14 protein-coding genes and 2 tRNA genes are annotated in these 12,684 nt (G+C 54.7%); 9 read left to right on the forward strand and 7 right to left on the reverse strand.

Annotation, left to right across the window (positions count from 1 at the left end; genetic code table 11):
* Positions 1-40 precede the first annotated feature (40 nt).
* Positions 41-114 (forward strand) — tRNA-Met (locus FD38_RS11770).
* 2 nt (positions 115-116) lie between these two features.
* Positions 117-190 (forward strand) — tRNA-Asp (locus tag FD38_RS11775).
* A 153-nt stretch (positions 191-343) separates the two neighbouring features.
* Here FD38_RS11775 and FD38_RS11780 read toward each other — a convergent pair.
* A complete protein-coding gene (locus FD38_RS11780) occupies positions 344-1,567 on the reverse strand; it encodes a DUF2075 domain-containing protein (protein WP_057734426.1) in 1,224 nt (407 codons plus the stop codon).
* 83 nt (positions 1,568-1,650) lie between these two features.
* The gene (locus tag FD38_RS11785; protein WP_057734428.1) at positions 1,651-2,154 is read right to left on the reverse strand and encodes an antibiotic biosynthesis monooxygenase; all 504 of its coding nucleotides are present in this window, start codon (positions 2,152-2,154) and stop codon (positions 1,651-1,653) included.
* Between the two features lie 122 nt (positions 2,155-2,276).
* Here FD38_RS11785 and FD38_RS11790 point away from each other — a divergent pair, with 122 nt between their 5' ends.
* The 6 genes from FD38_RS11790 to FD38_RS11815 all read left to right on the forward strand — a co-directional run bounded on the left by FD38_RS11790 (position 2,277) and on the right by FD38_RS11815 (position 7,652).
* Positions 2,277-3,017 (forward strand): MBL fold metallo-hydrolase, encoded by a 741-nt coding sequence (locus FD38_RS11790; protein WP_057734430.1) that lies wholly within the window; start codon positions 2,277-2,279, stop codon positions 3,015-3,017.
* Positions 3,018-3,118: 101 nt separating this feature from the next.
* On the forward strand, positions 3,119-3,520 hold the full coding sequence (gene spxA, locus FD38_RS11795; protein WP_057734432.1) for a transcriptional regulator SpxA: 402 nt from the start codon (positions 3,119-3,121) through the stop codon (positions 3,518-3,520).
* A gap of 151 nt (positions 3,521-3,671) precedes the next feature.
* Entirely contained in the window at positions 3,672-4,409 is a 738-nt protein-coding gene (locus tag FD38_RS11800) for an adaptor protein MecA (RefSeq protein WP_057734434.1), read from the forward strand.
* 538 nt (positions 4,410-4,947) lie between these two features.
* The gene (locus FD38_RS11805; protein ID WP_057734437.1) at positions 4,948-5,796 is read left to right on the forward strand and encodes an EAL domain-containing protein; all 849 of its coding nucleotides are present in this window, start codon (positions 4,948-4,950) and stop codon (positions 5,794-5,796) included.
* Positions 5,768-6,310: a hypothetical protein gene (locus FD38_RS11810; protein WP_371862781.1), complete on the forward strand. Its 543-nt coding sequence runs from the start codon at positions 5,768-5,770 to the stop codon at positions 6,308-6,310. Before FD38_RS11805 ends, FD38_RS11810 begins: the two co-directional genes overlap by 29 nt.
* Positions 6,311-6,314: 4 nt before the next feature.
* Positions 6,315-7,652, forward strand: coding sequence for a glycosyltransferase family 2 protein (locus FD38_RS11815; protein ID WP_057734438.1), 1,338 nt, complete (start codon positions 6,315-6,317; stop codon positions 7,650-7,652).
* 45 nt (positions 7,653-7,697) lie between these two features.
* Here FD38_RS11815 and FD38_RS11820 read toward each other — a convergent pair whose 3' ends face one another.
* From FD38_RS11820 to alsS, 5 genes are all read right to left on the reverse strand, one after another.
* Complete coding sequence (locus FD38_RS11820; protein WP_057734440.1) at positions 7,698-8,156, reverse strand: nitroreductase family protein; 459 nt, start codon at positions 8,154-8,156, stop codon at positions 7,698-7,700.
* A gap of 66 nt (positions 8,157-8,222) precedes the next feature.
* The gene (locus FD38_RS11825; RefSeq protein ID WP_057734443.1) at positions 8,223-8,732 is read right to left on the reverse strand and encodes a helix-turn-helix transcriptional regulator; all 510 of its coding nucleotides are present in this window, start codon (positions 8,730-8,732) and stop codon (positions 8,223-8,225) included.
* Positions 8,729-9,586, reverse strand: a complete 858-nt coding sequence (locus FD38_RS11830; protein WP_057734445.1) for a sialate O-acetylesterase — start codon at positions 9,584-9,586, stop codon at positions 8,729-8,731. Before FD38_RS11830 ends, FD38_RS11825 begins: the two co-directional genes overlap by 4 nt.
* A gap of 107 nt (positions 9,587-9,693) precedes the next feature.
* Positions 9,694-10,407 carry an acetolactate decarboxylase gene (gene budA, locus FD38_RS11835; protein WP_057734446.1) on the reverse strand — a complete coding sequence of 238 codons (714 nt, stop codon included), beginning with the start codon at positions 10,405-10,407 and terminating at the stop codon, positions 9,694-9,696.
* A 19-nt stretch (positions 10,408-10,426) separates the two neighbouring features.
* Positions 10,427-12,094, reverse strand: coding sequence for an acetolactate synthase AlsS (gene alsS / locus FD38_RS11840; protein WP_057734448.1), 1,668 nt, complete (start codon positions 12,092-12,094; stop codon positions 10,427-10,429).
* A 106-nt stretch (positions 12,095-12,200) separates the two neighbouring features.
* On the opposite strand from alsS, the gene FD38_RS11845 reads away from it, so the two are divergent.
* Positions 12,201-12,635: a MarR family winged helix-turn-helix transcriptional regulator gene (locus tag FD38_RS11845; protein WP_057734450.1), complete on the forward strand. Its 435-nt coding sequence runs from the start codon at positions 12,201-12,203 to the stop codon at positions 12,633-12,635.
* Positions 12,636-12,684: the final 49 nt, after the last annotated feature.

Raw genomic sequence — 12,684 nt, forward strand, 5'->3', positions numbered from 1 at the left:
GCAGAGACTTGTCTGCAAACTTAATTTTATATTCTATTATCGCGGGATGGAGCAGTCTGGTAGCTCGTCGGGCTCATAACCCGAAGGTCGTTGGTTCAAATCCAGCTCCCGCAATTGGTTCGTTGGTCTAGTTGGTTAGGACGCCTCCCTGTCACGGAGGAGATCACGAGTTCGAGTCTCGTACGGACCGTCCGGTAAAGCCTTCCCGTGAGTGGAAGGCTTTTTTGGTCTAATATTTTTGTGAAGTGATACCGTTCGCGGAGGTAATGGGCCTAATCACCATAGCAGGACAATAGTAGATATGAAAGGCCACCTGACAACCGTCAGGTGGCCTTTTGACGTCTCAGTGTTGACGCAGAAAATCACGTAACTTCAGGTCGTGGGCGTACAGGTATAATCCGTGAACGCCACGTTTCATTAAAACGTTGATCGAGTTGAGAACCAATTGCTGTTTGATGGCGGTCAGTTGATGAGGGTCTAAGTCGTCACGACGTTTAAAGGTCTCCACGTCGGTATATTTTGTGAGGTCGACCGTTAGTCCTTGGTCCGTCAGACGGATGGGCGGTCCTAAAATCACCCCGACGTAGTTCAAATCAAACCCCTGACAGGTGTAAATGGAACCGACCTCATCAATGGTCTGGGGCAGTTCCGCCCAAGGCGTGGCCGTATAGTTGTACTGGTCCCAGGGGAGATGAAATCGGCCTTCCGTAATATAGTGTTTACCGCCATCCAGAGTGGACGGGTAGCCCGACGTAGAGACGATGCGCGATAGCCCCACGGCGCGGTCCCGGGCGACGATGGTCTGCCGCATGGCCTCGGCATCGTCGAAGACGCGTAAGTCGTAGTGGGGACCGCCAGTCGCGGGCAAGGGCCGCAAGTTCCGGTGCGTGAAGGCGTTGATCCACCGCACGAGGTCGTCACTGGCCTGCATCCGGAACTGATGGGTCAACCGGTAGCTTTGGTGCGGGTAAGGTGCGAGGAGGGACTCCAAGCGGTCTTCCGTCCAGAAACTCTTGAAGCGCAACACCTGGGTCTCGTCGAAGACTAGAATGACCACCTTGGCCGTTGTTAGCAGGGACGCTAGTTGGTTGGTCCCGTAAAAGTTATTGTAATGGTCCGCCTGAGAGAGCAGGAGGTGGGCCTCATCGATTACCAACACGTCGGCGGTGGTCTTTCCCTGGGTAATCTGATTGATCAACGTGGTGGGCCGCTGAAAGTCCTTTTTAAAGAGGTGGGCCTGGTGCCCGGCAATTTCGCGGTAGACCTTTAAAAGCTCCGGGTGATTGACCAAAAAGTAGTTGGTCGTGCCCGCCAACGGTGAGTGGGGGTCCGTGCGCGCCAACGTTTGTAGTTGGGCAAACAGGTGGGCCAAGACCACACTTTTACCGGTTCCCGCGTCGCCGTAAAGCGTAAAAATCGCGGGTTGTGGGGTCGTGAGGTGGGTCGTGGTAAAGTCAATGAGCCGCTGCACTAAGCGGGCCTGTGACGCCGTTAAGGGTAAATCTGGTGAAATTTTAGTTGTTGCTGCGTTGGCGGTTGAAAACGACACGCCATCGCCACCTTTCATAAAAGTTGTAGGTCCATTGTAACGCGCTGTGAGGCGAAAAGAAAAAAGTCCCGGAAAATTTCCGGGACCCGTTCGACATGGAATCAGTGCGTAGTTTTAGCCGCTAACCGGTGATATCCGGCCGCGTGGTAGTGGTTGGCGCTGGTCGCGTAGATATCGAGTGGGGCAAACGCGGCGGAGTGCCGCCACAGGGAGAAGGCCTGACCGTCGTCCCAGATGGTCAACAGAATGTAGCTCCCACTGTCGGCGGTCTTGGTCAACACGTAGAGGGCCCGCATTCCCTCGGGCAACGGATTAGCCGCTAGCCGGTTAATCTTTGCGTCAAAGACGTCGGCGGTGTCCGGGTCGAATTTGAAATAGCTGAAGCTAAAGAAACCGCGCCAATCGGTGGCGCCTTGATGTAATTTTACGCGGTAATCGAGATTAGTGGTGAAGAGGCTCGGTTGGCCGGAGACGTCTAACAGTTGCAGGCCTTCATCATCGCCGGTCGAACTGCCTAATAAGACCAGTTCTCGGTCGGAATTAGCGGTCATAAATTGGGTCAAAATGGCTTTACTCCCAAACGTTAACGCAATATTTTGTACCATAACGAATCCCTCCTCGTTGTCACCTCCATTATACTCCCCCCGACCAACGGATTCGAAACGTTTACACCTTCAAAGTCCCGCGCTAAACTGAAGAAGAAGCATTTTACGAAAGGGTGATTGTTATGGATTTAACGGTTTTAGGTTGTTACGGGGGGTACCCGTATAACGGCATCGGGACCAGTAGTTATCTGATCACGAGTGGGGCGTATCACTTATTGCTCGATTGCGGGAGTGGGGCGTTGACGGCGCTTCAGCGTTATTTAGATCCGCTCCAATTAGATGCCGTGCTATTGACGCACTACCATCACGACCACACGGCGGACGTGGGCGTCTTACAATACCTGTGGCAACTCGCGCCCGGAGCCAAAAAAGAACCCGTTCTGCCCATTTACGGGCATACGGCCGATGCGGACCACTTCGCAGGCTTGACCTGGCCTGACGCCACGCAGGGAGTGGCCTACGACCCCCAACAGCGCTTGACTCTGGGCCCACTGACCGTGACGTTTGGCGCTACGCACCATCCGGTTCCGGCCTACGCGCCCATCATCACGGAAACGGCGACCGGCAAACGCCTGGCCTTTACGGCCGATACGGCGGCCTTCCCGGCACTAGCCACTTGGGCCCAGGGAGCCGACGTACTACTGGCCGACACTAATTTCTACGCGGATCATCAGGGAACGGCCTGGCATCTGACCTCGACGCAAGCCGGCCAACTCGCCCACGACGCGGCGGTCAAACGCTTGTTGCTGACGCATTTACCGCAAACGGGATCGTTGGCCCAATTACAGGCCGAAGCCCAGACTGCGGCGGGAGAGGCGATTCCCACGGCGGTGGTTCAGGCGGGGGCCACGTACCGAATTTAGTGGTCACCACGATTAAATTTGACACAACGGGTTACTTTTTAGCCTTAACCGTGATATAATGGTTTTTATAAAATATTAGTTATATAAGGGAGGCTACCACCATGACTGTGATACTCTATACGACCCCCAGCTGTTCTTCTTGCCGCAAGGCGCGCCACTGGCTCGAGGACCACGGTATCGCGTACCGCGAACAGAATATGCTGACGGCCCCCTTGACGATTGCCGATATTAAAGCCATTTTACGGCTAACCGAAGAGGGGACCGCGGAAATCATCTCGACGCGTTCGAAGGCCTATCAGGACCTGGACGGCACGTTGGACGATTTACCCTTACAGACGCTCTACGACCTGATTTTAAAGCACCCAACGCTCCTCCGGCGGCCTATCATTCGCGATGACCGGCGCTTACAAGTGGGGTATAACGACGAAGAGATTCGGCGTTTCTTGCCCCGCCAGATTCGTGAATTGGCCCGGCACCGGGCGCGCAAACGGGCTGAAGGTTAAAAATAAGCTGAATTAGTTGCATCTAACTGGATTTGTGAGAGAATACTACTTGCAGTCCAGTTTTTTAGTGAGCATTACTTTACAAGCCATTAAAAACGTTTAGAATGAGTATCAAGGACAATACCCAACCCATGAGAAAGGGGTGTTATTCATGGAAATGGAACGGATCAACGAAAATACGATTCGCGTGGTCATCGGCAACGACGATTTAAGCGAACGTGGGATTACCGTCCTGGATCTCCTGGGTAATCACAAGCAGATCGAGAGTTTCTTCTATAGTATTTTGGAAGAAGTCGATGTTGATCATCAATTCCAAGACAACGATGCGGTCACTTTCCAAGTGTTGCCTAATCGGAACGGTCTGGAATTATTTATCAGTAAGAACGTCGACCAAGACGCCGAGAACAACGACGAACAAGGGGATGCCAGCGTCGATGCAGAGCACCCCGATCAAGTCTCGGACCAGTTAAAAGAACATTTACTTGAAAAAGACGGTCAAAAGGATATCTTCTCCAGTCTGAAGATACCGGCGGCTAGTGAAACCAACGATGTTGCGGATTACCTGAACGACGACGATCAACCAACGGTGTCGCAGGTCGTGAAACTACATTCCTTTGAAGATATGGTGAGCCTGGCCAGAGTTCTGCATTTAGATAGTGCCGCGTCGAACCTGTACCGGTACAACGGCGACTATTACTTAGAACTCATCTTCTTTACCAACGAAACGTCACGCGAAGCCATCAAGGATGATTTGGCGGTCGCGTACGAGTACGCCGACCGGTCCCAAATGGCGTCCGACGTGTTGGCCGAACACGGGGAGCTCGTCATGGAACACAGTGCGTTGGAACTCACACGGTTTTACTTTTTAGGCGACAGCGCGAAAGCTTAGATTATGATAACGATAAAAACGTTAGGCGATTATTTCCGTCTAACGTTTTTTGTCGTATGTTGTGATGATAGAGCTGTCCCGATGTGCGGGGAGGCACAGTAGTCGAGACTCTGGACAAACAAAATAATAGAAGCACCCCTACGCTTGTGGGGAACACTGGCGCATCATGTGTGGAAAAATGTGAGCATTAGAATCACCCCCACACCTGTAGGGAACACCTTAAATAAATCCTGTTACGCCGGCATGCATAAATTCCACAACCACCATTTTTTATAAACTTATCTACTTTAAATAATAGCACAATCCACCCAAACGGCAGCCACTCATGAATCAACGATGGGAACCGACGAACCATCCAAGACAAATCGTGACTAATCGAAGATCCCGACCACGATCAATTCACAAATTCCTTCCCAAATGAATCGTTAATCACTATAATTATTAATGCTTAATCAATTATCCGATAATTAAGAGACCGGGTTAATTTATTGCATAACCGCAAAATGCGCCCACGGTTGGGCGGAAAGGGGGCTCCCACATGAGCTTGGACCAGTTGATTCATTGGTTGTTCTGGATTTCCATCGTTTCTGCGCTCCTATTTACCGGATTGGTCACCTTTTATTTCTGGTATTCGCGCCGGCAGTCGAACAATTATCTGGAAAATCAGGATTTTGATTTGCGCTACTTCATCCAAAAACAGGTCGATTACCGGGGCCGGGTGACCGGTTACGAATGCCTCTTGCGGCAACGCCAAGCCGATGGCAGTTGGCGGCTCCCTAAAGAGTTAGGCTCGCTCCCGTTACAGCGGGTAATTTTTCTACTGGAAGACACGTTCAAGTCGTTACCCAACGAACCCATTACCTTATCCATCAACCTCGAATACGAACAAATCGTGAGTCCCGAGTTCCGCTACTTCGTCCGCTGGGCGTTATCGAAGATCGAACCCATGAACCTGGCGGTGGAATACACCGCGCGCAAACCCACCCAGGCCTACCAAAAGCCGTTATTTTTGCGGCGCGTTCATGAAGCCCGTCAGTACGGGATGCATTTCGATATCGACAACGTTGGGGCCGATTTAGACAACCTCCGCAACATTGAGTGGTTATTAGACGAGGTGGACACGTTGAAATGCTCCATGCGGGTCTTTCGCAAGACCGACCCCAACGTCTGGTTGGATTTGAATCTTCAATTCTGGAATCAGCTCTCCCAACGCCGCCACATCAACCTAGTTTTAATGGGAATCGAAGACCAGGCCGACGAACATCTGGCCGAGCAACTAAACATCCGCTTGCGACAGGGGTACCGCTTTGGCCGCCCCGTCGACCCGCAAGCCGCGCACACCAAGGAGGTGACCGCCGATGGCCCAACCCATGCCACCCAAAACTGATACCGAGCAAACGGAACGTCAGCGACAACAACTGTATACCGACGACTATTTCGCCAAGGGCCACTGGGGCCGTAAAATCTGGCAGACGTTCGTGGCGCTACTGGGGTGGCTAGCCGTCATCATTCCCTGTGGCGTGACCATCACCGCTTTTTGGGGCGCCTACGACCCACGCATTTGGCACATCTGGTCGTACCGAGAGGGCATCTTTGAAATCAAATTCATCGGGGTCTTACTCCTGTTTTCCTTCGTGATGGCCAGCATCTTCGCCGTCAGCATGACCATCATCCAGAACCGCAAACGCGATCGCTTGGTCGAACAATGGCCGACCTTTAATCCCATCAACCAACGCAAGCGCAAGAACGTCCTGGACGACTTCATGGATGAACGCTTTGGGCCGGCCGAGTTTCGCGAAAACGTGCGGACCTACCACGTCCAACCCGACCAGAACCTGGACACCGACCAGATTCACGACCTGTATGCTCAGCGGGACTTAAACGACTTAGACAAGGAGTAACGCTATGGGAAATTTGTTTATTGATAGTCTCTTTAAGGCCACCTGGGTGGAGACCCTGGCGAATATCTGCTTACTGATCCTGTGTTTGTACCCGGTGGTCGGGTCGTTTTTCTGGTTCGCCGGCTCCCTGTCGTACCGGTTCTTAAAGACCAACAAGCGCGACACCGACTGGCAGAATATCCCGGCCAACCGCCAGCCAATGATCACCATCATGATCCCGGCGCACAACGAAGAGGTCATGATCGAAGAGACCATCACCTACCTGTTTGAAAAATTAAATTATCAAAACTTCGAGGTCCTGGTGATGAACGACGGGTCGACCGATCACACCGCCGAAATCATCGCTCGCCTGCAGGACCGCTACCCGCGGCTACGAACCGTCGAAATCGTCAAGAACAAGGGCAAAGCCCACGCCTTTAATATCGGGATGTACTTCGCCAAGGGGGAGTACATCTTAAGTAACGACGCCGACACGATTCCGGAACCCGACGCGCTGATGAAGTACATGAATTTCTTCACCCACGCGCGCGACATGAACACCTCGGCGGTCACGGCCAACATGGACGTCCAGAACCGCACGACGTTACTGGGGAAATCCCAGACCGTGGAATTCTCCAGCATCGTGGGGGTTATCAAGCGAAGCCAGACCTCGGTCAACGACTCGATGTACGCCTATAGCGGGGCCAACACGCTGTACCGCAAGCAATTTCTGATCGACGTGGGGGGCTTTCGGCAAAACCGGGCCACCGAGGACATCAGTATCGCCTGGGACCACCAAATGATTGGCGCGGTCCCGCGGTTTGCGCCCAACGTGGTCTTTCACATGAACGTCCCCGAGACCTTACGCGACCTGTATCACCAGCGCAAACGCTGGGCGCAGGGGGGCACGGAGGTCTGGCTGACCAACATCAAGAAGTTCCTACGCCACCCGATTGCCCACCGCTACCAGCTGTCGATGTTCGTGGATTCGACGTTATCGATCATCTGGTCGTTTTTCTTCGTGATCACCGGCGTCGCGTTTTTATTGCTGATGGCCTATTTTGCGCTGACCGGCAACGACGAGCGGCTGTTTCACGGCTTCGTGGTGTCGTTTATCTTCGTGACCTTTGAACTGTTTGCCGGATTCATGCAGCTGTTGGCGGCGCTGATTTTAGACCACCACGGCGCCAAGCTGAAGTACCTGATCTTTGCGCCACTGTACATGTTATTTTATTGGATGGTCAACCCCATTACCGTGGTGATGACCTTCATTCCGGCCCTAAAAACCATCCTGGGCTTTGGCTCGGGCACCTGGGTCAGTCCCAAGCGCCGGTCGCTACAGGGCCAGGAGAAACCCAAATAGCCGATTGCTCGGGTGAGCAGTCGGCTATTTTTGAGGCTAAACAGGTTATTTGATAAGTTTAGTCTTGATCCGGTCGGCCGGAATTTGGCGGGGCGTAAAGGGCTGCGTGGTTTGTCCCAGGGTCAGGCTAAAGACGGCCGTAAATCCGGCCGGCAACACCTTGTGCGGGATGCTGGCCAGACCGGCCAGGTTGTAATTGGCCCCTAAGCCTAAATCTTCGGCGGCCAGTTCCAGATTGTGGGCGATGATCCCGGCCGATAGCAAGGTCATGGTGTCTGGCTGGCGAGCGGCCACCACGATGACCGTGGGCGCCGCATAGATCTGAGACATTTGTTGCAGAATCTGCGGGTCCTGAATGGCGATGAGGCGATAATCAGCATAGTTGCCCATGCCGACCGGGGCGGCGTTGCCCGCCGCTAGGATCGTCTGTAATTGCTCGTCGGTCAGTTGCCCCGTGTATTGGCGGACCGCTTGGCGTGCGTGCAGTAATTTTAACGTTTCCATGGTAAAGACCTCCCACGTTTTAGTTTACGCGTTTGGCGTGAAAACGGGTCAAAAGAGCATTGCGACCTACCGGTAGGTTTGCTGTAATTGCTGGAACCACTGCAGGTTGACCCGGTGGTGTTCGACCGTGTTGGCCAGAATTCGGGAATAGTTATTGGGCAGGTCGGGCGTGGTTTGCAGCGATTCCTCCGTCAGCCGAATCTTCTTTTTGGTCGCGGCGATCTGAAAATCCAGTAACGCGGGCATCAGGTCGGGCGCCTGGTCGGCGAAGAGTAGGACCGCGTAGAAGGCCATGGCGGTGGTGTCGTTGACCCGACCGTACTTTTGAAAGAGCCGGCGAAATTCCGTCTCCCCGGCGGCGGTCAACTGGTAACGCGTCTCCTTAGTTCCCGGCGTGGCGGCGGGCAGTTGTTCCAAGAGGGCCTTGGCCTCCAGCTGCTGGAGGTTGTAATAAAACGAGCCCTTGGTGTAGTGGATGACGTAGTCGAAGTGCCGTTCGCGCATGTAGGTCAGTAGTTCGTAGCCGTAGGAGCCGGCTTCTTCTTTTAACAAGCCCAGAATCAGGAAGGGAATCATGCGTCGGCCTCCCCGCTGCGACTGGCTTGCACGGCGGCCATGAACTCGTCAAAGGTGGTTTGGCCCAGCGCAAAGCGTTTACTCTGCAGGTACAGGGTCTCGGCGGCCGTCAACGGGTGAGTGGTCAACGCCGCCACGCGCTGGGCTTCGTCGGCCAGTGGTGCTAAGACGTCAGCTCGTTGGTGGAAGGCCTGATAGTAACGGATCCCAAAGCGCCGTTGCGACGGGGCGTTGAGGTGGATGCCGTCCGGGTTAGCGGTCAAATCGGCCGCCGTTACGAAGTAGGCCTGGGGCAGTTCAGCGGCGGTTTGGCGAATCAGGGCATCAATCTGGGGCGCTTCCGTTGCGCTTAACCCGAAGCCGTGCTGGCCCAGAAAGGCGGGAAGCCCGCCTAAAATAATGGGAACGGCAGGCAAGTTGAGCGCCGTCCGCAGATGGGTCAGGGTGTGGGTGAGTTGGGTTTGGTACGTCCGGTAGTGGTGGTCAAGGCTGTCATTTTCGCCCTGATGCCAGAGAATCGCGATGATCTCGCTGGTTTCTTGCGCAAAGTGGGCTTCGCTAATGGCGTGGCGCATCAGTGGGGCGTCTGGCGCCCACTCGGCGAGCGCGCTGCCACCCTCGGCACAGGGAATCAATCCCAGCGTTTCGGTGGGGTGGTCGGCGGACCAGGCTTGCGCAAAGGCGGGGGCGAGCCCCACGCCGGCGACTTCGCGGTCGACGTTGACCGGTTCGGCGAGCTGTTGCCACCGCCCGTTACGCAACATGCGCAGGTGGTCGTTTAAAATAGGGGGGACGGCGGTCAAAAAGCCGCGGCCGGCCATGTTCGATTGGCCGACCATTAAGATTGATTTCATAAATAAAAACTCCTTTAGTCTAATTGGACTAAATCATCATAGTCTAATTAGACTAAAAAGACAAGAAAAAATCAGGGCCGCACCAGCGCGACCCTGATTTTAAGTGATTAATTTTCGGCCTGATGAATGGCCCCTAAGATATCGTCCTGGGCGAAATCGTGGGTCATGTAGGCTTGATTTTGAGTTGGCAGGTGTTGCTCGAGACTGTCAAACTGCTGCCAGCTGACCTCACCGTCGACCGTGGCAAAGTCTAAGATGTGCCCGCCAAAGTCGTGGTCCTGCGACAGAAAGTGACTGTGGAAGCCCCCGACCGCGGCGCCGTCGAAGAGCTGCGGCGAGTAGTAACTCAGGAGGGTCCCGGTCACGGTGTCACGGGAAAAGACGCTCTGTTTTTCGGCCGTTTTGGCCAGGGACTGGTACGGTCGACCGGACTTTTGGACGGCCCGGGTCCGCATCTGCGTGAAGGTTCCCGTGATCTTGAGCGAGAAAAAGGTGTTGGCGCTGTGCGTTTCGGCCATGATTTGTTGCTGTAGGTCGGCGCGCGTGGCGTTTTCGACTGTCATCAAAGCGCCGTAGTCGGCAAAGTGGCTGTTGGCAAAGGGGAGGGTAAAGTCGGCCGAGACCAGGTTGACGTGGCCCTGACTGTCGATTTGATACGGTGTCCCGTTGAGGATGATGAGTTCGCCGTCGAGGCCTTCACCGGTCCCAATGCCGGTATCGCCGTGCGCCAGGAGTTCCTGCATGGTCAGGGTCCCGTCGAGCAGGCCGGGCACCAAAAGCGCGAGGGTGCCGTGTTGATAAAGGGTAGTTGTGTCAGACATCAGATTAGCCTTCTTCCAATTAATTCAAAACATCTTTCAGTAACGTCGATGCAAACTTAATGTTATCACGGTAGTCCACGGGGATGTCAATCACGGTCGGCCCGTCCGTGGCAAATGCCTGCTTGAGCGCCGCCGTGACCTGTTCCGGTGTTTCGGCGTGTAACCCGGTGGCCCCGAAGCTTTCGGCGTACTTGGCGAAGTCGACGTTGCCGATGTTGACCCCGGAATCACGCCCGTACTTGGCTTGTTCTTGGAATTGAACCATGTTGTAGTGCCCGTCGTTCCAGATCAATTGCACGATGTTGAGGTGTAGCCGCACGGCCGTTTCCAGTTCCTGACTGGAGAAGAGAAAGCCCCCGTCGCCGGCCACGGAAACGACGTGTTGGTCGGGCCGTTCGAGTGCGGCCGCAATGGCCCAGGGAAGGGCGACCCCCAGCGTTTGCATCCCGTTACTGAACAGGAGGTGCCGTGGCTTGTAACTGCGGAAGTGCCGGGCCATCCAGATGTAGTGGCTGCCGACGTCAACCGTGACCGTGGTGTCGTCGTTGACCTGGTCCTGTAAGGCCCGGACGATGGCCAACGGATGCACGCCGTGGCCGTCCGTGGTGGCCGGTACGGCGTCTTGGGAGACGAAGTGGGCCTGCATCTGGTGCAGGTGAGCAACCATGTCAGCGCTCAGCGCCATTTCTGGTAAACTTTGACTAAGCGCCGTTAAGGTTTTGGCGATGTCGGCCTGGATCACCAGGTCGGGTTGGTAGTCGTTCGAAATTTCGGGGGCGATGCTGTCCAAGTTGATGATTTCCCCGGTCCGGTCGACGTTCCACAGCCGACCTTCGTATTCCACGGGATCGTAACCCACGGCGATGACCAGGTCGCTTTCCTTTAAGATGGCGTCCCCAATTTGGTTCCGGAACAACCCGACCCGCCCGAAATAGTCCTTTTCGAGGTCGCGAGAGATTACGCCGGCCCCCTGGAAGGTTTCGACCACGGGAATCGAGAAGCGGTGCAGCAGCGCGTGAATTGCGGCGGTAACGGCCGTACTGGAGGACCGCATGCCGGCTAAGATGACCGGTAACTTCGCGGCCTTGAGCTTGGCGGCCATCTGACCGATCAACGCGGCGTCGGCGCTCCCCTGTTGCACGGGAGTCACGGGTTTGATCTCGGGCGTATCGACCGTATCATCGAGGACGTCCTTGGGTAACGAAATAAACGTGGCACCGGCCTTGGGGGCAATTGCCGTCTGGTAGGCGTTAGCGAAGGTTTCGGATAAATTATTGGCGTCCTGGACTTCGACGCTGTCCTTGGTGGCGGCGGCTAAGAGTTCCTTACTGGGGATGCTTTGGTGAGTCAACCGCGCCACGTCGTTACGGGGCACCTGACCGCCCAGGGCGATTACGGGGTCGCCTTCGGAGGTGGCCGTAATCAAGCCCGTGGCTAAGTTTGAAACGCCGGGCCCCGAGGTGGTGGCGACCACGCCGGGCTTACCGGTCAAGCGACCGATGCCGGAAGCAATAAAGGCCGCATTCTGTTCGTGATGGGTGATAATGAGTTTAGGGGTCCGGGGATCCTGGCTGTATTCCAGCAGGTCGAAGAGTTGGTCGACCTTGGCCCCGGGGAGTCCAAAGACGTATTTGATTCCCTGGTTGATCATCGATTGCATTAAAGCTTCGGCACCGTTCTTTTTCATGGTAAGCGTCGTCTCCTTGTATTAAATAGTCAATTCATGTTATGGTTTAAAGATAAAACGTTTGTGTTGATTTGTCAACACGTAAGCCTCGAAAGGGGGAAACTTGATGAAAAATATTGGGTATTTGGCGCAGGACATTTCCATCCTGCACCGGCAGTACTATAAGGATACCAAGCGGCAGTTCGATGATTTGGGGCTGAACCCCACGGCGGCCTGTATCTTGCTTTCGGTGGGCGACTACCCGGCCATTACGCAAAATCACGTGGCTCGGCTGTTGGTCATCGATAAGGCGTTGGCCACGCGAGAGATCAATAAGATGGAAAAGCTGGGTTACCTCAGTAAGGAAAACGGGACGGGCAAGACCAAACTCCTGAATCTGACCGCGCAGGGGCACACGGTGGTCCACACCATTCAACAGATTCGCGTCGGGTGGTGGGAGACCAAATTTGCGGACACCGGGATCAATCCGGATAGTCCGCTGGTGTCCTCCATCGAAACGGTAGTCGGGACCATCGTGGCGCCCGACACGCCCACAGACTAAAAATACTAAGCTTAGAGGCATAGAAGTTACCCGACGGGGTGCTCCTATG

Source organism: Levilactobacillus zymae DSM 19395, from assembly GCF_001434115.1.
Classification (GTDB): Bacteria; Bacillota; Bacilli; order Lactobacillales; family Lactobacillaceae; genus Levilactobacillus; species Levilactobacillus zymae.

Bases quoted from the DNA above. Each gene is read 5' to 3' on its own strand.
- FD38_RS11810 (WP_371862781.1), top strand. From the start codon at position 5,768: ATGGCCCAACCCATGCCACCCAAAACTGATACCGAGCAAACGGAACGT.
- FD38_RS11825 (WP_057734443.1), bottom strand. From the start codon at position 8,732: ATGATTCCCTTCCTGATTCTGGGCTTGTTAAAAGAAGAAGCCGGCTCC.
- FD38_RS11830 (WP_057734445.1), bottom strand. From the start codon at position 9,586: ATGAAATCAATCTTAATGGTCGGCCAATCGAACATGGCCGGCCGCGGC.
- FD38_RS11820 (WP_057734440.1), bottom strand. From the start codon at position 8,156: ATGGAAACGTTAAAATTACTGCACGCACGCCAAGCGGTCCGCCAATAC.
- FD38_RS11785 (WP_057734428.1), bottom strand. From the start codon at position 2,154: ATGGTACAAAATATTGCGTTAACGTTTGGGAGTAAAGCCATTTTGACC.
- spxA (WP_057734432.1), top strand. From the start codon at position 3,119: ATGACTGTGATACTCTATACGACCCCCAGCTGTTCTTCTTGCCGCAAG.
- FD38_RS11815 (WP_057734438.1), top strand. From the start codon at position 6,315: ATGGGAAATTTGTTTATTGATAGTCTCTTTAAGGCCACCTGGGTGGAG.
- FD38_RS11805 (WP_057734437.1), top strand. From the start codon at position 4,948: ATGAGCTTGGACCAGTTGATTCATTGGTTGTTCTGGATTTCCATCGTT.
- FD38_RS11800 (WP_057734434.1), top strand. From the start codon at position 3,672: ATGGAAATGGAACGGATCAACGAAAATACGATTCGCGTGGTCATCGGC.
- FD38_RS11790 (WP_057734430.1), top strand. From the start codon at position 2,277: ATGGATTTAACGGTTTTAGGTTGTTACGGGGGGTACCCGTATAACGGC.
- alsS (WP_057734448.1), bottom strand. From the start codon at position 12,094: ATGAAAAAGAACGGTGCCGAAGCTTTAATGCAATCGATGATCAACCAG.
- FD38_RS11780 (WP_057734426.1), bottom strand. From the start codon at position 1,567: ATGAAAGGTGGCGATGGCGTGTCGTTTTCAACCGCCAACGCAGCAACA.
- budA (WP_057734446.1), bottom strand. From the start codon at position 10,407: ATGTCTGACACAACTACCCTTTATCAACACGGCACCCTCGCGCTTTTG.
- FD38_RS11845 (WP_057734450.1), top strand. From the start codon at position 12,201: ATGAAAAATATTGGGTATTTGGCGCAGGACATTTCCATCCTGCACCGG.